This is a genomic window from Nocardia sp. NPDC047648 (assembly GCF_040642815.1).
In the GTDB taxonomy this organism is placed as follows: Bacteria; Actinomycetota; Actinomycetes; order Mycobacteriales; family Mycobacteriaceae; genus Nocardia; species Nocardia gamkensis.
Map to the genome: position 1 here is coordinate 234,313 of NZ_JBEYSX010000010.1, position 19,002 is coordinate 253,314.

The window sequence follows — 19,002 nt, forward strand, 5'->3', positions numbered from 1 at the left end:
CGGGAGGTAGCGATGACAGCGCAGGACGAGGTACAGGACAAGGACCTCACCGGAAAGACGGTGGTGGTGACCGGCGCGAGCTCCGGTATCGGCGCCGCCGCGGCACAGGTGCTCGCCGCGCGCGGCGCAAGCGTCGCGGTGGTCGGCCGATCACCGGAGCGGACCGCCGAGGTGGCGGCGAAGGCGGGGGCGGAGCCGTTCGTCGCCGATTTCGCCCGGCTCGACGACGTGCGCAAGCTGGCCGACCAACTGCTCGACCGGTATCCCAGGATCGACGTGCTGGCCAACAACGCGGGCGGCGCGTGGCCCAAGCGGACGGTCACCGACGACGGCAACGAACTCACCTTCCAGGTCAATCACCTGGCGCCGTTCCTGCTCACCAATCTGCTGCTGGAGCGTTTGGCCCACTCGCGGGCGCGGGTGGTGAACACCGCGAGCATGACCTACCGGATGGCCAAGCTGGACCTGGACACGGCCAACGCGGCGACGGGTTCGTTCAACCAGCTCGGTGCGTACGGCACGTCGAAACTGGCGAATATCCTGTTCACCCGGGAACTGGCCCGCCGTACCGAGGGCACCGGGATCACCACCGCGGCCTTCCATCCCGGCGCGGTCGCCACCCATGTCTACGACAACGCCCCGTTCGGTCTCGGCTGGTTCATCCGGTCCCCGCTGGCGCGCCCGTTCTTCATCCAACCGGACAAGGGCGCGCAGCCGCTGGTGCACCTCGCCACCACCGCCGACGGCGCGGCGATCAACGGGAAGTACTTCCACCGGTTCGAGCTGGAGCCGCCGAGCAACAAGCAGGCGGTCGACGCCGATCTCGCGCGACGACTGTGGACGCTGTCCGAGCAGGCAACCGGGCTGACGCCGAGCGAATAGGCCCGCCCTTACGGCTCGGCATCGGTGAGCCGCAGGGACAGGCCGTCCACCGGCTCCGGCTCGACGCCGACCCCGTACACCCCACCGGACCGGTCGCTCGCGTCGAGTTCGACGATGGCCCGCGCGACTTGCTCGGTGCGGACCACGACGGCTGCGCCGGATCCAGCGCCGGTGGGCGAACAACTCCGCGAACCACTGCGGAACCGCCGGTGTCGCAAGCTCCGGCTCGGTTGTCACCATTACTCCCTCCCGGTCGAACCTCCGTGATCATATTGCCCGCACCCGGCATTCGCGGGCCGGTCTCCGCGCTGCCAGGATCAGGTGGTGAGCCGTGATCTGCGTGTGTGTTTCGTCGGGGATTCGTTCGTCGCCGGTGTCGGCGACCCGGCTTGCCTGGGCTGGGCGGGCAGGCTCGCGTCCGATGCGCACGCGCAGGGCATCGCGCTGACCGCGTACAACCTAGGGGTCCGCAGGGAGACCTCGGCCGCGATCCTGCGGCGCTTCCGAGCCGAATGCTCGCCCCGCCTGCCGGAGGGCGCGGACGCCAGGGTGGTGCTGTCGTTCGGCGTGAACGACGCCATGCACGAGAACGGCGGTCCGCAGGTGCCCCCTGACGAGTCGGTGGCCAATCTGGGCGAACTGCTCGCGCAGGCGGCCGAGCGGGGGTGGCCGGTGCTGATGGTCGCCCCGCCGCCGATCGCGGACGACGAGCACAACGCCCGCACCGCCGCGCTGGACGAGCGATTCGCGCAGGTCTGCGCCCGCTCGGAGGTGCCGTACGTGCGCGTGCACCAGCCGCTGCGCGCCAATGCGGTGTGGGCCGCCGAGGTCCGCGCGGGTGATGGGGCGCATCCGGGGGCCGCGGGCTATGACGAATTCGCGGCACTCATCGCTCCGCAGTGGCGCACTTGGCTGGCACCACGATCCGCTGTCTGAGACAAAGGGCGGCGCGATGGCTCGATGGCACCATATGTGCTGATAGATCAGCGAATCCGCCTGCGAGTCAGCAGAACCGGGTTCACGCGATCGGCATCCCGCGCTTGCTCTTCTCGGCTCGCCGTCTCCGAGCGGTGCCAAGGTCCACCGTGGGCGCGATGGTCTCCGTGTTCTCCTCCGGGATGAACGCCTCGCTCAATTCCGGTATCCAGCGCACGATTTCGTCGCGATAAGGGCCTTCGGTCTCCAGCTGACCGAGCACGCCCACCAGCGTGAGGAAGGAGCGGGCGAACGGCGTGAAGTAGGCGGGCATGGTCATCTGCCGTACTACGTTGCTCAACCGAAGATTGGTGGTGCGCAACACTTGCCTGCGCAACCAGCGTGCGGTCAGGCGATACGTCTCGTGTCGGAAGGGTTCACCGCACGGGGTGATCGCGGCGTAGAGCGCCTCGCTGTCGATGGCTTGCCCGTTCTCCACGAACCCGTGCCTGCGCGTGGCCGCCGCCAGATCTCCCGGTCCACCCCGGAAGATCGCCTTGCAGCAGTCGAGCGTCAGCTCGCCGAAACCCGCGGGCGGCCAAGCGCAGCACGCGCCGAAATCCATGACGCCCAGCCTGCCGTCGGGCAGCACCCGGAAGTTGCCCGGATGCGGATCGGCGTACAGCAATCCGTGACGGCCCCAGCCGGAGGTCACGAAACGGACCATGAGCATGCCGACCCGGTCGCGCTCGGCCTGCGTGCCGGCGGCGACGACGCGCGGTACCGGCGTGCCTTCGATCCATTCGCTGATCAGCACATCACCGTGCTGCGCAATGACATTCGGTACGTAGAAGTCCGGATCACCGGCATAGGCCGCGGCGAAAGCCGTCTGGTGGGCGGCCTCCGCCGCGTAGTCCAGCTCCCCGGCGACCGACGCGCAGATCGCTTCGGTCAACGCTTGCACGTCCGCGCCGGGCAGGAACACCGTTGCGAGATAGGAGATCCGGCGCAAGTGGTCCAGATCGCGCGCCACCGCTTGCCTGCCGCCCGGGTACATCACCTTGACCGCGACCGTCCTGCCGTCGTGCCAGATCGCGCGGTGCACCTGCCCGAGCGAGGCGGCCGCGGCGCGCCGGTCGTCGAATTCGCGGAAGCGCGAAAGCCAGTCCGCGCCCAGGCTTTCGGCCATGGCGGCGTGCACCGTGTGCGGCAGCATCGCGGGCGCGGCATCCTGCAGCCTGCTGAGCGCGATCCGATACGGTTCGGCCACCTCCCGGGGCAGCGCCAGCTCGTAGATGGCCAGCAGTTGCCCCAGCTTCGCGGCGCAGCCCTTCAGCTCGCCGAGCACCTCGAAGATGTGCTGCGCGGTGCGCAGCTGGATGTCGCGATTGACTTCTTCGGCCGATCTGCCCAGCGCCCGCTTGCCGAGGCCCGCGGCCTGTCGTCCGGCGAACGCCATCGGCAGCGCGGCGAGCTTGGCACCGCGTACAGCGCCGTGAACAGGCGGTTTACCATGGGACCGCGACGCGAAAAGGCGGGATCGCTTGCCCGTGGACCCCTCCTCGGGGCGCTCTCCGATGGGCCGGATGGTCATGCCTCACCTCACAGTCGCGCGCACAAGTGTGACACAGGTGCAGTACCGGACAGTAGGGCTTAGACTGTCTGGGACGTGTTCGAAAGTAGTCGAAAGGTGACTTCGATGGGATCCCAGACGGTGGTCGCCGACGTTGCCGACGAGCTGGCGCGCCGGGTTGCCGCGGGGGAATATCAGCCGGGGGATCTCATGCCGTCGGTGCGTCAGGTCGCCGAGGAATTCGAGATGAATCGCGCTACCGCGCAGCTGACCTTGGGTCGGCTGGAGTCGTACGGCTTCGTCGAAGCAAGGCGCGGCAAGGGATTCACGATCCGCGACGTCCGCGAGGCCGGCGGAGTGGACGTGTACCGCCAGCTGTTCCGGTTCTCGATTCCCATGCCGGACATCGCGATAGAGATGTTCCGCGACATCGTCGACGTCGAGCGCAATCTCGTGCTCGAGGCGCTGCTCACCTATACGGGTGGCGAACAGCGGATCGATTCGGCCGAGCTGAAGAACGCGATCGACGAACTCGAATCAATAGCGCGCCAGTCCGATCCGGACTTTCGGCAGCTCCTCGCACTCGAGGTGGCGCTGGTGCGCAGGCTGTTGACCGTGCTCGGACTCCCTATGCAGCGCGCGATTCTGAACTCGATCGGCGAGATGGTGCTCGAGGTGCCGGAGGCGGTCGAGTCGTATTTCGCGGGTGCGGCGGACCTGCACGTCCTGGTCTGGCGGGCCCTGGCCGCGGTGTGGGATTCCGGCTCCGGGCCGAGTGAGGCGCAGCTGGCGCTGTTCGAGGATCTGTTCGGTATGTACCACGAGAAGGTCATCGCGCGCTTCGAGGAATTGGTGGCCGGAGTCGTGGACGAGGCCGACGAGTCCCACGCTGCCACCGCCTGATTTTCGTACACTGCACAGTCCGTCTGGGACGGATCGGGTCGGCCGGTGCGGATCTGTCCGCTCGGTCCACCCAGATCCGCCGGTCCGCTGAGTTCGGTGAACAGTCTTGTCTCAGACAAAGTGAGGCAAAGGTGTGGGTCTCGGCCGCTGAGCCGCTCGCGGGCGCTCGGGTCCGCAGGGCTCTGCCAGTCGCGGCCAGTCGCGACGAATCATTTTGAGCGACAGGGCATCAGTGCTCCCGCCGCCCGCCGCAGAGGCGGCTCGGTGCCGTGCTGAACCCGCTCGGACGCGGCCGAGCGGATGTCACATGGCGGTACCGACGCCGCCGCGGCAGCACCGATCAATCGGTACCCGCACTCGCATGTTGCCGTGGGATGCCGCGCGGGAAATTCCGCGCGGCATCACGGTCAGGAACCGGCGCCCGAACTCAGACCCCGCCGTTGAGTTTGTTGAGGCGCTCGCACGCCTCGACGTACTCCTGGATCAGCCGGTTGACCACGTCGGCGGAGCGCTCCACGCGGTTCATCATGCCGACGATCTGGCCGACCGGATTGAAGTTGACATCCTTGGCGGCCTCCGGATAGCGGTGACCACGCTTCACGCCGTCCAGCGCGACCATCATCTGCAGCGGCATCGGCAGCGGGTCGGGGGTCTCGGCCTGCTCCCACGCCTCGGTCCAGTCGTTGCGCAGCATGCGGGCGGGCTTGCCGGTCCATGCGCGCGAACGCACGGTGTCGTGGCTGGTCGCGTCGATGTAGCTCTGCATCTGAGCCGGCGGCACATTGGCTTCCTCGACGGTCAGCCACACCGAACCGGTCCACGCGCCCGCAGCGCCCATCGCCATCGCGGCGGCCACCTGGCGGCCGTTGCCGATGCCGCCCGCGGCCAGCACCGGCAGGTCGCCGACGGCGTCGATGACCTGCGGCCACAGCACCATCGAGGACACCTCACCGCAGTGGCCGCCGCCCTCGGTGCCCTGGCAGACCACGAAGTCCAGGCCCGCGCGCTTGTGGTTGAGCGCGTGCTTGACCGAACCGCACAGCGCGCCGATCAGCCTGCCGGAGTCCTGCACCTGCTTGATCACGTCCTCCGGCGGGGTGCCGAGAGCGTTGGCCACCAGCTTCGCCTTCGGATGCCGCAGAATCACCTCCACCTGCGGTCCCGCGGTGGTGGCCGTCCAGCCGAGCAACTGGTTGTGGTGCTCGCTCTCCGGCAGTTTCGGCACGCCGTGGTCGGCGAGGATCTTCTCGGCGAAGTCGCGGTGTCCCTGCGGGACGAGTTCGGCCAGCTTGGCTTCCAGCTCCTCGGGGCTCAGGTCATCGATGCCCTTGCCCTCGTACTTGGACGGGATCACCAGGTCGACGCCGTATACGCCCTGCACGTGCTCGTCCAGCCAGGCCAGCTCGACTTCGAGCTGCTCGGCGGTGAAGCCGACGGCGCCGAGCACGCCGAGTCCGCCCGCGTTGCTGACCGCGGCCGCCACGTCGCGGCAGTGGGTGAAGGCGAAGATGGGGAATTCGATCCCGAGCCGTTCGCAGATTTCGGTACGCATGGCGTGCTGGTCTCCCTAACTGCTCCGCCGCGAACGGCGCGGCGCAGGTGTACTAGAACGAGTTGCATAAGTGGCGCGCCGTGCGGCCGGGCCGCCGCGTATCGAGTCCGCCGCGAGCCGCGTATATCGCCATGAAGCGGCTGTGGCTTCCTCGACCGGCCGTTGCACCATGCATCGACAGTAACACGTTCTAGTTTTCCGGGGAATGCGCTGCCGTCAAGCGGTGGCCCGCTCCAGTTCGGCGAGCGACTCCTCCAAGTGATCGAGCAGGCGCGGCAACTGCGGCACACTGCGGCGGCAGCCGACCACGCCGAAATCGAGGTTGCCCGCGTTGGAGGTGAGCGTGATGTTCACCGCCTGGCCGTCGAACGGGATCGACAACGGATAGGTCGCGTCCAGCCGCGCACCGTTCCAGTACATGGGCTCGCGTGGCCCCGGCACGTTCGAGATCACGATGTTGAAGGTCGGATTGGTCAACGAGATCAGCGCGGGCACGAGATTGAGGGCGAGCGGGCTGAGCATCAGCGCCGACAGCGCCATCGTCTGGTTGCACGAGAGCATGCTGTAGACGTCCTTGCCGTCGCGCATCGACCCGGCGACCACCCGCAGGCGCTCCAGCGGATCGGCGATGTCGGTGCCGAGATTGCACAGCACCGCGCCGACTTTCACCCCGTTGGTCTCGTCGTCGTCCTCGGCGCGCAGCGACATCGGCACCATCGCGATCAACGGCTTGTCCGGCAGCGCGTCCCGTTCGATCAGGTACCGCCGCAGCGCACCCGCCGACATGGTGAGCACCACATCGTTGAGTGTCGAACCGGACGCCTTCTTCACCTGCTGCAGCCGCTCCAGTGGCCAGGACCGGACCACCGCGCGGCGCGCGCCGCCGATCGGCACGTTGAACATGGTCCGCGGGGCCGCGAACGGCAGGGTCAGCTGCTGCCGCGTCAGGGCGGTGCGCGCGGCGCGCAGCACCGACGCGCCGGAAGCGGCCGCCGAGACCAGGTTCCGCGCCGGACCGGCCGCGCCGGACTCCCTCCTGCGCCTACCCCGGGGCAGATGCCACGGCACCCGCGTGGTGCTGGAGGACGGATCGCTGGTCAGCGTGCGCCGCAGCAGGCGTTGGGCCGAGACGCCGTCGATCAACGCGTGATGCATCTTCGAATACAGCGCGAACCTGCCGTCGGCGAGGCCCTCGATCAGATGGAACTCCCACAGCGGGCGATGCCGGTCCAGCAGGCTGCTGTGCAGGCCGGAGGCCAGCTCCACGAGCTGGTCCATGCGGCCCGGCGCGGGCACGGCCAGTCGCCGCACGTGATAGTCGAGTTCCACGTTCTCGGCATGCGTCCACGCCATCTGCGGCGACCCGAAGATGGTTGCGGGATGCTTGCGGAAGGTCGGATCGACGTCGGTGCTTCGGAGTAGTTCGGCGTGGACTCGAGCGGCGAAGTCCGCTCCCGCGTCCTCCGGCGGCTCGAACAGTTGCAGCGAACCGACGTGCATCGGCTGTTCCCGGGACTCGGCGAGCAAGAAGACGGCATCGACCGGCGCGATGAATTCCATGATGAGTCGCCCCCTGACGACATGGTGAAAAGGTTCGGAGTTCAGATCGACCACGTTGTCGGCGGGCCCGCGCAGCCATCAAACCGCCGCGACACGACAAACTTACCCGGACGGGATGGACCGCGTTCGGTGAATCACCGAACCTTCGATGCCAGCAGGTAGGCCTGCCCGAACCGCTCCTCGGGACCCGGTTCGCGCACCATGCGAGCGATCATGGCGAACCCGGCGGCGCCGAGTAGGCGCGCGAGGCGTTTCGGCGCCCACCGGTAGGCGCGAATCACCCTGTGATCGAAGGCTTCCACCGCATCGGGCCGGTCCGCCGTCTGGAAAGTCAGCAGCACGTGCCCTTTGCTCGCGAGTACCCGATTGCACTCGCTCAACACGTGCGGCACCCGATCCGGTGGCGTGTGGATCAACGAATACCAAGCCACTATGCCGCCGAGCGTGTCGTTGCCAAACGGTAGCTGTTCTATCGAACCCTGCGCGAAGGGCAGCTGCGGATATTCCGCACGGGCCAGCGCCACCATGCGAGGCGCGAGATCGATGCCGAACACCCGCGCACCAAGCGTCGCGAGATGGGCCGTCACATGCCCCGGCCCGCAGCCGAGATCGGCGATCGGCCCGGAACCGTTGCCCGCCACCGCTTCCGCGAACACCGCGAGCATCGCCCGGTCGAGCGGCTGGCGCTCGAGCCGGTGCCGGACATCGTCGGCGTAGCGGTCGGCGACCTCGTCGTACGCCTTGCGGGTGGCGTTCGGATCGGGGCGCTCACCGGCGAAGTTCTCGGTCGAATCCAGCACCCGTAGCAGCGTATTACGTGCTCGCTCCCCCGGTGGCGAATGCCTGGGCGACGGCGAGACTGTCCTCGTAGACGTGGTGCCGGGTGATCAGTCCGTCGCGCACCGTGAGGTGCAGCGCGAAACGCGCGCGATAGGCGCGGCCGGTGGTGCGCGCGGTCTGCCGGATCTCGCCGAGCACCACGGCGTCGTCACCGTCGACGAGCACCCGGTCGACCCGCGTGGCCGCCTCCCCCGGCACATGGTGCTCGGCGATCGAGCGGAAATGCGCCGCGGCGTCAGCCCGGGTGGACCGGTGCCGGATCCAGGGCGTCGCCACCCTTCCGTGTTCGGTCTCCGGCCAGTCGAGCTGCCAATCCGTGTGTTCGGCGTACAGCTCGGCGACGGCTTCGGGATCACCGGAACCGATTCGGCGCAACAACTCTTCGACCACCGATCGAGTGGACGGCGTGGAGATCGACACGACGGATCCTTTCGCTGGGGTGCCGCGTGAATGTGCGGGCCTTGTCATTCTCGGCAGGCGCGCGCTCGATGGCGATTACCTCTCGGGTAATTGGGCGGCGCCTCCGGCGCGGCGGGCGCGGGCAGGTCCGCCCGGGCCGCCTCGTCGCGACCGCGTGCGGTTCCGAGCACCGAACCGAGGATGACCAGCGGGAATCCGATCGCCATGCCCGCGGTCAGCGGCTCGTCGAGCGCCGTGACGCCGAGCAGGATCGCCACCGCGGGATTGATGTAGGTGATCACCGTCGCACGGGCGGGGCCGGCCTCGGCGATCAGCGCGAAGAACAACAGGAACGCCGCGGCCGTGCAGATCACCGCGAGACCCAGCACCGACCAGGCCGCGTCGGCGGTGATGCGCGACGGCCACAGCCAACCCGCGAACGGCGCGTAGATCGCCGCCGCCAGCAGCAGCGACCCGGTCACCACGCCCAGCGGAGGCAGATCGGCCAGCGCGCGATCGATGACGATCGGCCCCACCGCGTATCCGATCGTGGTCAGGCCGATCGCGGCGAGCGCCGCCGGATTCCCCAGATCGACGTCGAGGCCGACGAGCGCGGCGACGCCGGCGAACCCGGCGAGCAGACCGATCACCCGGCGCGCGTCGAACCGGTCGTGGCCGAGCACCGTCACGATCACCACGGCGATCAGCGGCACCGCCGCGATCAGCAAGCCGACGGTCGAACTGTTCAGCGTGGTCTCGGCGTACCCGATCAGGAACCACGGCCCGGTGATTTCCACCAAGGTGTAGAGCAGCAGCGGCCGCCACCGTCGCAGCACCGGCGCCAGCGCGCGGGCGTACAGCGCGACCGGCAGCAACAGCAAGCCGCCGATGAGCGTGCGGCCGAACGCGACAACGATCGGGTCGAGATCCCGCACCGCCACGCGGATCATCGCGTACGGCACGCCCCAGATCAGGCCCATCGCCAGGAACAGCGTCCACCCGCGGCGCGTCATCGCGCGCCTCGGCACGCACAGACGGCGACCGGCTCGGTGACGGATGGAACCGGCTTGATTGGGGACATACTCCGCTCGCTTTCGACCGTTCGGAGCCTATTCAAATGAGCCGATCATCCGACAGATCCCGTTCCCGCTTGTGACAAGAGGCCACCCGCCTGTCCTTTTCGTCCGATTCGGGCGAATGATCCGCGCGTGCAGGGTGTTCGGGCTAGTCTCGCCGGGAGCGAAGGGAATACATTGTGGTCGACGTGATCCGCCGGCTTGCCCCGAGCGAGGAAATGTTCGCCGCGGGCGAGGTCTTCATCGGTTACGCCGCACGGGTGTCCGGGCGGTTGGACCTGCCTGCGCTGACGGCCGCCTTCGAGGCCGTCGCGAGGGCGCATCCGATCCTGCGCGCCCGCATCGAGGCGACCGAAGCGGGCAGCCATGTCTTCGCCGTGACCGATGCCACGCCCGAGATCTTCGTCGCCGACGCGAACCCCGAATTACCGCTCACCGGCGCGAAATTCGATCAGCGGGCGGGCGTTTGCGCCCTGTGCGTGGTGCGCGACGGCGCTACCGCGAGCGTCACGCTGATGCTCCATCACAGCGTCGCCGACGCCTTCCACGCGTTCGCCATCGTCACCGAACTCTGGACCGGATATCGCGACGCGGTCGGTGGAGGTACGTCCGAGCTGCCGGCGCACCCGTTCCCCGAACCGGTCGAGCACCTGCTCGCGGCGCGAGGCATCGAGAAGATGGCACTGCCCGGTTCCGGCCCCGCCGGTGCGAGTTCCTCCACGCCGACGGAGGTTCCGCGATTGCGCGACGACGAGTACCCGGCGTTGCGCACCACCCGGTGCCTGCTCACCGAGGAGGAGACCGCGGCGCTGGTCGCGGTCGGGCATCGCGCGAACGTCACGGTGCACGGACTGGTGTCGGCGGCGCTGCTGCGGACCGAGGCCGAGATCCGCGAACTGCCGCTCACCGGACTGCTCTACCTGTACTCCGTCGACCTGCGGACCAGGGTGAGCCCCGCGATCGATGCCACCGAAGGGACGAACGTCCTCGGTTTCGCCACCTACCTCTCCCCCGCATCCGACGTGACGCTGGTGGAATCGGCCCGAGGGATCAGCGAGGCTCTGCACGCGGGCCTGGCCGCGGGCATCGTGCAACGCACGCCCCTGAGCATTCCCGACATGGCGGCCGCACCGAGACCCACCCTGCCCGGCGTGGTCATCGCCACCAACTGGGGCACCATCCCGCCGCTACCCGAGCAGGACGGGCTGCGCATCGAGGACTTCCATTCCACCATGCTCGCCAAGCCGGACCTGACCGGCCGCCGTCCGCAGCAGCCGGGTGGCGGAACCTGCGTCATCAGCACTTTCGCCGGGCGGCTGAGCGTGGAGATACACCATCCGGAGGAATCCACCGAACTCCAGCACCACCGCGTCGACGTGCTGGCCCGTAACCTCCGCGCCGTCATCGCCTGACCGCGTCGCCGCCGCGCAGGTGCGTCCGGCCACCGTTACTCGTTGCGCCACTCGCCGGTGCGACGACCGGCGAATTCGGCCGGCCGCGCTGTTATGGTTGGCCCCTTCTGGTGAACCGACGCCGCTGGTCCATGGCGTATCGCTTACCCGCCCGGTGACCGGGCGTCGTCGAACAGCTCCGGAATCACGCCGACGAACGGAAGGAACAGCATCCGGTGGCAACCATGAACGGCGGGTCCGCGCGGGTCGCGGTGGTGACGGGCGGTTCTCGCGGCATCGGCCGCGCGTGCGCCGAACGTCTGGCAGGCGACGGGTTCGCCGTGGTGCTGAACTTCGCTTCGAACGCCGCCGAAGCCGACAGCACCGCTGAAGCCATTCGCGCCGCGGGGGGCGTCGCGGTGATCGCCCAGGGTGATGTCGCCGACGAGTCCGCGATGGCGGCCGTATTCGATCGAGCGGAAAGCGAATTCGGCGGTGTCGACGTGGTGGTGCACGCCGCGGGACGGATGCAGCTCGCGCCGCTGGTCGAGCTGGATCTGACGGTGCTGGACAGCACCTACCGGACCAATATTCGCGGCACCTTCGTCGTCGACCAACAGGCGGCCCGGCGGCTGCGACCGGGCGGGGCGATCATCAATTTCTCCACGTCGGTCGTCGGTACCGCGTTCGCGGAGTACGGCGCCTACGCCGCCAGCAAGGGCGCGGTGGAGGTGCTGACCAGGATTCTGGCCCGTGAACTGCGCGGCCGGGACGTGACCGTCAACGCGGTGGCGCCGGGGCCCACCGCCACCGACCTCTTTCTGCACGGAAAAGACGACGCCACCATCCAGCGACTCGCCGACGCCGTGCCACTGCAACGACTCGGCGCACCCGGCGATATCGCCGCTGTGGTGGCGTTTCTGGCCGGCCCGGACGGCCGCTGGGTCAACGGTCAGGTGATTCGCGCCAACGGCGGCTTGGTCTGAGCGAAGCGCCGTCGGCTCGCGATCGCGCGAGTGGCGATCACGAGCCGACGGGTTGGTCAATTCGGCGCTTGCGTGGTCGTACTGGTGGTCGGCGCCGCGGATTGCGTTGTGGTCGTGGTCGTTTCGGTAGTGGTCGGCTTCACCGTCTCGACCGGAGCCGCGACCGGGGACGGAGCGGGCGTCGTGGTGACCGCAGGCGTCGAGGTCGTGGTCGTCGGCGCGACCGTAGTCGTCGAACTGCCCGTGGTGGCGGTCGTCGTCGGGGCGGCGCTGGTCGATGACGTGGTCGAAGTCTTGGCGGCTTCGGTCGTCGGCGTCGCCGAGGTGGTCTCCGCCGCCTTGTACACGGCGGCGAGGTCCGCCTCTTGCGGCTTGGACGTCGGGTCGACCTTCTTTCCCTCCTGCGCCTGCTTCGCCAGATGGGTGAGCCACGCGGCGGCGTACTCGGCGGAGGTCAGCGGCTTGCCTGCGCCAGGGTCGGCGTCGTCCCAGTAGTCGAAGTGATGACCGGTGTGGTTCGGGCCGAGCGTGAGGTTGTACGGGTCGCTCATGATCACGGGGATCGTGTTCTGGTTCGTCACGATCAGACCGATGATCTCGTTGAACACCTTCTGCGGTAGGTAGGCCAGCGGCGACATGTCATCGGCCGCGATCGCGTCCGCCTTCGCGGGAGCCTTCGGCTGCTCACCCGGCTTGTACGCCGGATCCGACACCCTCAGCAGCACCTGCAGGAAGGTCTCGTCGCTCTGCATCCAGTTCGGCTGCGACTGGATGTCGGCGAACGCCGCCAGCGCGATCCTGCCGAGCACCACCGCGACGTCCTGCCCGGTCGCAGGCGTGAGACCGTCGCGTTCGAGCGCGTCGACGTTCAGCTGCCTGCCGACGTTGACCACCAACTGCAGCAGTGAGATGTTCTGCGGGGCCGAGCAGGTGAGATCGCCGTCCGAGCAGAACGACGCGATCTTGCCGTTCAGCGCACCGAAGTCACCGCTGGTTCCCTGCACCGCGCCCTGACCGGGCACCGGGTTCGTGCCGTTCTGATACTGCTGGTCGAAGCCGTCCGGGTTGCCGAACGGGTCCTTCGATCCGGGGAACGGCCCGTCTCCGGCCGAGCGACCCGAGTCCGCGAGGATGACGACACCGACGACGTCGTCGGGATCCACGATCCCGTAGGCGCCGTCCTGGCCGGGCTCCTGGTGACCGATCTTCATCGCGACGCGGCGCACGACGTCGGCGCCCTCGCTGTAGCCGACGATCGAGAACTTGGTGTCCGGGCACGCGGCGGAGATCTCCCGCATCACCTGTTCGGTGTTCGCGACACCCGCGTTGACGGCATCCTCGTATGTGGACATGTCCGCCGGATACGCGATGTAGACCGCGGCATACGCGCCGGGATCGACGTCATCGGCCGGGGCGTTGACGACCGGGTCGACCCACTCACTGCTGTGATCGCCGGACAGGGCGGCCGGCAACGGGTTGCCGTCGGCGTCCACCAGCATCTTGGTGGTGCCCTCCCGCGGAGTGTCGTTGCGACCGGCCACCGAGATGGTGACCATGTCGTGGCATTCCGTGACGGACGACGTGAGCTGCGTATCCCTGGTTTCCGGCGTCGAGGTCAGTGCCAACGAGGCGGCGACGACCGCCGCCACCCCCAGTACAGCCGGCGCGGCAGCGGCCGAAGCGATACGATGCCGCGCGAAGAACTCGCGAAGAGCCATGTCCTGATTCCCATTCCATACACCGACAAAGTGGACGGACAAGCCCCCCGACGGGCCATACGTCACCGAGGACGTCGTGGTTGGGGACCCGAGCGTTACTGGTCCGCGACCCCGGCAACTCCGCCGCACCCGGTCGGATCATGCGGCCGGGACAGTGCGCGCGCGGTTTCATCGGGTCGACGAGCCCAGACGCGCGGCCCGCCGTGGTGGTCGCGTAGGGCGGGACCGGCCACAGGGCCGCGCTTATCCCCGTCGCCGGCGGACCGGCGTGGATTCAGTCCGTGGAGGGGAGCGCCGCCGCGAGACCGTCGAGGACACGGTCCAGACCGTAAGAGAAGTTCTCGTCGCGCAGGCGGGCGGGATCGTCGTCGCGCCGAGCGGCGTAGCCCTCGCTCAGGAGCGGATGCTCCCGTGCGGCCTCTTCCGCGGTCGGCCGCAGGCTCTCGGCCCACTCCTGTTCGGTCTGGCCGCTGCGGGCCAGCAGGGAGAGGTAGGCCGCCTCGCTGGTGGCCATGCCGATGACGTAGGCGATGAGCGTGCTCATGGCCCGGTCGGCCTCGCCAGGGGCGAACCCCGCCGCATGGAAGAGGGCGAGGATGCGTTCGGACTGCCGCATCATGTTGGGCCCGAATTCCGAGAGCCCCACCTGGCCGAGGACGGAGACGACCCAAGGGTGGCGGAGCGCCATCGCGCGCATGCTGTGCGCGCACGTGGCGACGGCGTCCCGCCAGGTCTCGGGGGCGTCCGCGTCGGGGACGCTGATCTGGCCGTAGACCTCGTCCACGACCAACTCGATCAGCTCGTCCTTGTTGGCGACGTGCCGGTAGATCGAGGTGGCTCCCGCGTTGAGCCGGGTTCCGAGAGTACGCATGCTCAGGGCCTCGATGCCCTCCTCGTCCAGTAGGCGCACAGCCTCGGAGACGATGCGCTCCCGGGTGAGGACCGGTTGCCGCCGAGCGGGGCGCTGACGGGCCCAAACCGAGGGCACGGGCGGCTTGTCGGTTGGCATGGGTCTCCTCTTCGGTGTTGACGGCCACGATAGCGCACAGTGTTCGCACTTGCGCACGGCCCAATCTGTGCGTACGTTGTTCGCATATTGCGAACATTGTACGCATCTTGAGGAGAGGTTATGTCGACGACCGTGAGCTGGGACGCACAGGGCAATTGGAAGGCGCGGTGCAGCCGGGACGACGAGGGCGCACGGCGCGGTGGACTGTCGCGGCCGGGGCTGCGGCGGATACACGAGGTGCTGGCCGGGCATGTGGCAGCCGGAGCCGCGCCCGGACTGGTCGCGCTGGTCAGCCGGGGCGACGACGTCCACGTCGAGACGCTGGGAACGATGCACGAGGGCGGCGGCGAGCCGATCCGGCGCGACACGATCTTCCGGATGGCGTCGCTGACCAAGCCGATCACCGCTGCGGCGGTGATGGTCCTGGTCGAGGAGTGCCGCCTGCGGCTGGACGATCCGGTCGACACGTGGTTGCCCGAACTGGCGAACCGGCGGGTGCTCAGAAACATCGACGCCCCACTGGAGGACACCGTCCCCGCCCTGCGGCCGATCACGGTACGGGACTTGCTGACTTTCACGTTCGGGTTCGGCGCCGTGCCGGCCGCGCCGGGCACTTACCCCATCCAGGACGCGATGGGCGAACTGGCCCTGGACGTGCCGCCGTCGGTCGCGCCGGACGAGTGGATCCGGCGCCTGGGCACCCTTCCGCTCATGCATCAGCCGGGAGAGCTGTGGCGGTATCACACCGGCTCCGACGTCCTCGGCGTGCTCATCCCGAGAGTCACCGGCCAGACGTTCGAGTCCTTCCTGCGCGAACGGATCCTCGACCCGCTCGGTATGCGGGACACCGGCTTCCACGTGCCCGAGGACGGGATCCACCGGCTGCCGACCAGCTACGCCCACGACCCCGAGACGGGCGCCCCTGTGGTGTGGGACGAGGCGAGGGGCGGCAAATACAGTCGGCCGCCGGAGTTCCAGGCCGGTGGCGACGGGCTGGTGTCGACCGTCGACGACTATCACGCGTTCTACCGCATGCTGTTGAACAAGGGCAGCCTGGGCGGCGAGCGCGTCCTGTCACGCGCCTCGGTCGAGCTGATGACGATCGATCACCTGACGCCGGAGCAGAAGATCGAGAAGGACGCCTTCGGCGACCACTTCGGTAGGCACGGCGGCTACGGGTTCGGGATGGCCGTGCGGACCCATCGCCGCGACCTGGCCCCTGTGGGTCAGTTCGGGTGGGACGGCGGGCTGGGGACGACTGCCTACTCCGACCCGGTCGAAGGACTCACCGGGATTCTGCTGACGCAGTCGGCGATGGATATCCCGGCCACCGCGCACCTGCACCGGGACTTCTGGACCACGGCCTACCAGGCGATCGACGACTGAAAGGACGCCAAGAGGAAAAGCTTGTCGTGCCGGAACGTTGCAGCACGGGCTGTCACTCAGCCGCGGGCCATGTCCACGAAGCGCGACAAATGCAATTGGTGGGCGACGGTGATCGTCGCGGTGGGACCATTACGGTGCTTGCCGAGGATGAGATCCGCCTCACCGCCGCGCGGGTCGTCCCGCTCGAAAGCGTCGGGACGATGCAGCAGGATGACCATATCGGCGTCCTGCTCGAGGCTGCCCGACTCGCGGAGATCGGACACCATCGGGCGCTTATCGGTTCGCTGTTCGGGGCCGCGGTTCAGCTGGCTGATCGCCACCACCGGCACTTCGAGTTCCTTGGCCAGCAGTTTCAGATTTCGGGAGAAGTCCGAGACTTCCTGCTGGCGGGATTCCACTTTCTTACCGGAGGTCATCAGCTGGAGGTAGTCCACCACGACGAGTTTCAAATCGTGGCGCTGCTTGAGCCGCCGCGCTTTGGCGCGAATCTCCATCATGGTCAGGTTCGGTGAATCGTCCACGAACAGCGGCGCCTCGCTGATCTCGCTCATCCGCCGCGCCAATTTCGTCCAGTCGTCATCGCTCATCCGCCCGGACCGCATATCCCCGAGCTTGATCTTCGCCTCCGCCGACAACAACCGCATGACAATTTCGGTCCGGCTCATCTCCAAGGAAAAAATAACGCTCGCCAAGCCATGCTTGATCGAGCAACTACGCATGAAATCCATTCCCAGCGTCGATTTCCCGACTCCAGGCCTGGCCGCGACGATGATCATCTGGCCCGGGTGCAGGCCGTTGGTGACCTCGTCGAGTTCGGTGAAACCGGTGGGGACGCCGAGGGAGATGCCGCCGCGGCTGGCGATGGAGTCGATCTCGTCCATCGTCGGCTGGAGCAATTCCTCGAGGGGCAGGAAGTCTTCGCTGGTGCGGCGTTCGGTGACCTCGTAGACCTCGGCTTGGGCGCGGTCGACGACCTCGGCGATGTCCTGGCCGTCGGCGCCCGCGTAGCCGTACTGGACGATGCGGGTGCCCGCCTCCACGAGGCGGCGCAGAATGGCCTTCTCCGCGACGATTTCGGCGTAGTAGCTGGCGTTCGCCGCGGTCGGCACGGTTTGGGTGAGCGTGACCAGATAGGGCGCGCCGCCGATGCGTTTGAGTTCGCCACGGCGGTCGAGGCCCGCGGCGACGGTCACCGGGTCGGCGGGTTCCCCGCGCCCGTAGAGATCGAGGATCGTGTCGTAGACGGCCTGATGAGCGGGACGGTAGAAATCGCCGGGGCGAATCACCTCGACGACGTCGGCGATAGCGTCCTTGCTCAGCAACATGCCGCCGAGCACCGACTGCTCGGCCGCCATGTCGTGCGGAGGCTGCCGGCCGAAGTCTTCGCCGGGAGGTTCGGGCGGAAAATCCCTGCGCCCGCGGTCATCGGTGGCTGTCACCAGACTCGACCGTCCTCTCTACCCCACGACCGGGTTGCACCCTGTCGACTCGTTTTACTCCCGGGCACCGACACGTACGTGAAAGCCGTTGACCAGGGCTCCAGCTACCGCTACGGCACCCGTCCGTGCCCGCGATCGGGAGCGTTCCGCGCGCAGCGATGCGACGAACCTAGGCGACGCGAAGGGCGTGCACCAAACCGCGCTGTGCACACAGCTGTGGATAACTTGGGGAAAGTTCACCCAACCGTGTGCAGCCCCTGTGGACAACTTGGGGAAAACCCAGGTCGCCGAGGTCAAATACGCAGATAGATAGAGACTTCCGCGTTTTCCCAGGTGTGGATTAAAGAAGTACCGGCGTGTCGGCCGAGTTGAACAGCCGGGCGTGTTGGGTTAACAGCACGTGAGCTGAGTATGACCTGAATCACATTGCGAGCGGTCGGTTTTACCGGTAATCCACAGGCCGGGTGAGCGGGGCGCTGGTGCGGATGAAGTGGCGCCCCGATTGTCCCGAATGACGCTCGGCGCCATTCGGCAAATAATTAGCTATTAAGCAGGCTCGGATGACAGGGCACAGCCGAGGACCACTCCCGTTCAATAGAGGGGAGCGGTCCTCGACGCAATGCCTGAATCAGGCGGCGGTGACCGTGAGGTCGAACTTCGCCACCACATCCGGGTGCAGGTGCACCACGATGCCGTGCTTGCCGGTCGACTTGATGTGCGACTTCGGCAGCTCGATGCTGCGCTTGTCGACGACGGGGCCACCCGCCGCCTTGACGGCCGCCGCGACGTCCGACTGGGTCACCGAGCCGAACAGCTTGCCGGTGCCCGCGGTCTTGACCGCCAGCGAGACCGAATCCAAGGCCTCGATGGCCTGCTTCAGCTCGTTGGCGTGGTCCAGGTCGCGGACCCGGCGGGCTTCCTGCGCCCGGCGGATGCCCTCGACCTGCTTCTGCGCACCGCGGCTGGCCGCGATCGCCAGGCCGCGCGGCAGCAGGTAGTTGCGGCCGTAGCCGTCCTTGACCTCCACGGTATCGCCGGGGGCACCGAGGTTGTCCACATCAGCAGTCAGAATCAACTTCATTTGCGTGCCTCCCTTTCTCAGCGAGCCGTCGACACGTAAGGCAGCAGCGCCACCTCACGCGAGTTCTTGACCGCAACCGCGATATCGCGCTGGTGCTGCACGCAGTTGCCGGTGACGCGGCGGGCGCGGATCTTCCCGCGGTCGCTGACGTACTTGCGCAGCAACGCCGTGTCCTTGTAATCGATGTTGACGGTGCCGGTCTTGCTCTCCTTGCAGAACGCGCAGGCCTTCTTCTTGAGCACCTTTTCGCGCGCGGGCGCTTTAGGCATGGTCTTGTACTCCGTAATCAGTG

Annotated in this window: 18 protein-coding genes; 6 read left to right on the plus strand and 12 right to left on the minus strand. The window is 67.9% G+C overall.

Annotated elements, in window-relative coordinates; translation table 11 throughout:
• Nucleotides 1-12 precede the first annotated feature (12 nt).
• Nucleotides 13-882, plus strand: a complete 870-nt coding sequence (locus tag ABZ803_RS22085; protein WP_357041196.1) for an SDR family NAD(P)-dependent oxidoreductase — start codon at nt 13-15, stop codon at nt 880-882.
• An 8-nt stretch (nt 883-890) separates the two neighbouring features.
• Here the strand turns inward: ABZ803_RS22085 and ABZ803_RS22090 are convergent, their stop codons facing one another.
• Entirely contained in the window at nt 891-1,028 is a 138-nt protein-coding gene (locus ABZ803_RS22090) for a hypothetical protein (RefSeq protein WP_357041199.1), read from the minus strand.
• A gap of 178 nt (nt 1,029-1,206) precedes the next feature.
• Between ABZ803_RS22090 and ABZ803_RS22095 the strand changes: the two genes are divergently transcribed.
• Nucleotides 1,207-1,818 (plus strand): GDSL-type esterase/lipase family protein, encoded by a 612-nt coding sequence (locus ABZ803_RS22095; protein WP_357041202.1) that lies wholly within the window; start codon nt 1,207-1,209, stop codon nt 1,816-1,818.
• A gap of 82 nt (nt 1,819-1,900) precedes the next feature.
• Here ABZ803_RS22095 and ABZ803_RS22100 read toward each other — a convergent pair whose 3' ends face one another.
• A complete protein-coding gene (locus tag ABZ803_RS22100) occupies nt 1,901-3,391 on the minus strand; it encodes an AarF/ABC1/UbiB kinase family protein (RefSeq protein ID WP_357041205.1) in 1,491 nt (496 codons plus the stop codon).
• A 105-nt stretch (nt 3,392-3,496) separates the two neighbouring features.
• Between ABZ803_RS22100 and ABZ803_RS22105 the strand changes: the two genes are divergently transcribed.
• Complete coding sequence (locus ABZ803_RS22105; RefSeq protein WP_357041208.1) at nt 3,497-4,273, plus strand: GntR family transcriptional regulator; 777 nt, start codon at nt 3,497-3,499, stop codon at nt 4,271-4,273.
• A 427-nt stretch (nt 4,274-4,700) separates the two neighbouring features.
• On the opposite strand, the gene ABZ803_RS22110 is transcribed toward ABZ803_RS22105, so the two are convergent.
• From ABZ803_RS22110 to ABZ803_RS22130, 5 genes are all read right to left on the minus strand, one after another.
• Complete coding sequence (locus tag ABZ803_RS22110) at nt 4,701-5,825, minus strand: nitronate monooxygenase family protein (protein WP_357041211.1); 1,125 nt, start codon at nt 5,823-5,825, stop codon at nt 4,701-4,703.
• A 216-nt stretch (nt 5,826-6,041) separates the two neighbouring features.
• The gene (locus tag ABZ803_RS22115; protein WP_357041214.1) at nt 6,042-7,385 is read right to left on the minus strand and encodes a wax ester/triacylglycerol synthase family O-acyltransferase; all 1,344 of its coding nucleotides are present in this window, start codon (nt 7,383-7,385) and stop codon (nt 6,042-6,044) included.
• A gap of 134 nt (nt 7,386-7,519) precedes the next feature.
• On the minus strand, nt 7,520-8,185 hold the full coding sequence (locus tag ABZ803_RS22120; RefSeq protein ID WP_357041217.1) for a class I SAM-dependent methyltransferase: 666 nt from the start codon (nt 8,183-8,185) through the stop codon (nt 7,520-7,522).
• A gap of 13 nt (nt 8,186-8,198) precedes the next feature.
• Nucleotides 8,199-8,645, minus strand: a complete 447-nt coding sequence (locus ABZ803_RS22125) for a nuclear transport factor 2 family protein (protein WP_357041219.1) — start codon at nt 8,643-8,645, stop codon at nt 8,199-8,201.
• Nucleotides 8,646-8,689: 44 nt separating this feature from the next.
• Nucleotides 8,690-9,637 (minus strand): DMT family transporter, encoded by a 948-nt coding sequence (locus ABZ803_RS22130; protein WP_357041222.1) that lies wholly within the window; start codon nt 9,635-9,637, stop codon nt 8,690-8,692.
• 242 nt (nt 9,638-9,879) lie between these two features.
• On the opposite strand from ABZ803_RS22130, the gene ABZ803_RS22135 reads away from it, so the two are divergent.
• Both ABZ803_RS22135 and ABZ803_RS22140 read left to right on the plus strand, forming a co-directional pair.
• Complete coding sequence (locus tag ABZ803_RS22135) at nt 9,880-11,112, plus strand: hypothetical protein (protein ID WP_357041224.1); 1,233 nt, start codon at nt 9,880-9,882, stop codon at nt 11,110-11,112.
• A 224-nt stretch (nt 11,113-11,336) separates the two neighbouring features.
• Nucleotides 11,337-12,077 carry an SDR family oxidoreductase gene (locus ABZ803_RS22140; protein WP_357041347.1) on the plus strand — a complete coding sequence of 247 codons (741 nt, stop codon included), beginning with the start codon at nt 11,337-11,339 and terminating at the stop codon, nt 12,075-12,077.
• A 56-nt stretch (nt 12,078-12,133) separates the two neighbouring features.
• On the opposite strand, the gene ABZ803_RS22145 is transcribed toward ABZ803_RS22140, so the two are convergent.
• Both ABZ803_RS22145 and ABZ803_RS22150 read right to left on the minus strand, forming a co-directional pair.
• Nucleotides 12,134-13,795, minus strand: a complete 1,662-nt coding sequence (locus tag ABZ803_RS22145) for a cutinase family protein (RefSeq protein ID WP_357041227.1) — start codon at nt 13,793-13,795, stop codon at nt 12,134-12,136.
• Between the two features lie 274 nt (nt 13,796-14,069).
• The gene (locus ABZ803_RS22150) at nt 14,070-14,804 is read right to left on the minus strand and encodes a TetR/AcrR family transcriptional regulator (RefSeq protein ID WP_040871224.1); all 735 of its coding nucleotides are present in this window, start codon (nt 14,802-14,804) and stop codon (nt 14,070-14,072) included.
• A gap of 120 nt (nt 14,805-14,924) precedes the next feature.
• On the opposite strand from ABZ803_RS22150, the gene ABZ803_RS22155 reads away from it, so the two are divergent.
• The gene (locus ABZ803_RS22155; protein WP_357041232.1) at nt 14,925-16,190 is read left to right on the plus strand and encodes a serine hydrolase domain-containing protein; all 1,266 of its coding nucleotides are present in this window, start codon (nt 14,925-14,927) and stop codon (nt 16,188-16,190) included.
• Nucleotides 16,191-16,246: 56 nt separating this feature from the next.
• Here ABZ803_RS22155 and dnaB read toward each other — a convergent pair whose 3' ends face one another.
• From dnaB to rpsR, 3 genes are all read right to left on the minus strand, one after another.
• Complete coding sequence (gene dnaB, locus ABZ803_RS22160; protein WP_084466690.1) at nt 16,247-17,629, minus strand: replicative DNA helicase; 1,383 nt, start codon at nt 17,627-17,629, stop codon at nt 16,247-16,249.
• 628 nt (nt 17,630-18,257) lie between these two features.
• Nucleotides 18,258-18,710 (minus strand): 50S ribosomal protein L9, encoded by a 453-nt coding sequence (rplI, locus tag ABZ803_RS22165; RefSeq protein WP_040871222.1) that lies wholly within the window; start codon nt 18,708-18,710, stop codon nt 18,258-18,260.
• Between the two features lie 17 nt (nt 18,711-18,727).
• The gene (gene rpsR / locus ABZ803_RS22170) at nt 18,728-18,979 is read right to left on the minus strand and encodes a 30S ribosomal protein S18 (protein WP_040871322.1); all 252 of its coding nucleotides are present in this window, start codon (nt 18,977-18,979) and stop codon (nt 18,728-18,730) included.
• Nucleotides 18,980-19,002 lie beyond the last annotated feature (23 nt).

Bases quoted from the DNA above. Each gene is read 5' to 3' on its own strand.
- ABZ803_RS22105 (WP_357041208.1), top strand. From the start codon at position 3,497: ATGGGATCCCAGACGGTGGTCGCCGACGTTGCCGACGAGCTGGCGCGC.
- ABZ803_RS22115 (WP_357041214.1), bottom strand. From the start codon at position 7,385: ATGGAATTCATCGCGCCGGTCGATGCCGTCTTCTTGCTCGCCGAGTCC.
- ABZ803_RS22110 (WP_357041211.1), bottom strand. From the start codon at position 5,825: ATGCGTACCGAAATCTGCGAACGGCTCGGGATCGAATTCCCCATCTTC.
- ABZ803_RS22130 (WP_357041222.1), bottom strand. From the start codon at position 9,637: ATGACGCGCCGCGGGTGGACGCTGTTCCTGGCGATGGGCCTGATCTGG.
- ABZ803_RS22140 (WP_357041347.1), top strand. From the start codon at position 11,337: ATGAACGGCGGGTCCGCGCGGGTCGCGGTGGTGACGGGCGGTTCTCGC.
- rplI (WP_040871222.1), bottom strand. From the start codon at position 18,710: ATGAAGTTGATTCTGACTGCTGATGTGGACAACCTCGGTGCCCCCGGC.
- ABZ803_RS22145 (WP_357041227.1), bottom strand. From the start codon at position 13,795: ATGGCTCTTCGCGAGTTCTTCGCGCGGCATCGTATCGCTTCGGCCGCT.
- ABZ803_RS22085 (WP_357041196.1), top strand. From the start codon at position 13: ATGACAGCGCAGGACGAGGTACAGGACAAGGACCTCACCGGAAAGACG.
- rpsR (WP_040871322.1), bottom strand. From the start codon at position 18,979: ATGCCTAAAGCGCCCGCGCGCGAAAAGGTGCTCAAGAAGAAGGCCTGC.
- ABZ803_RS22100 (WP_357041205.1), bottom strand. From the start codon at position 3,391: ATGACCATCCGGCCCATCGGAGAGCGCCCCGAGGAGGGGTCCACGGGC.
- ABZ803_RS22155 (WP_357041232.1), top strand. From the start codon at position 14,925: ATGTCGACGACCGTGAGCTGGGACGCACAGGGCAATTGGAAGGCGCGG.
- ABZ803_RS22150 (WP_040871224.1), bottom strand. From the start codon at position 14,804: ATGCCAACCGACAAGCCGCCCGTGCCCTCGGTTTGGGCCCGTCAGCGC.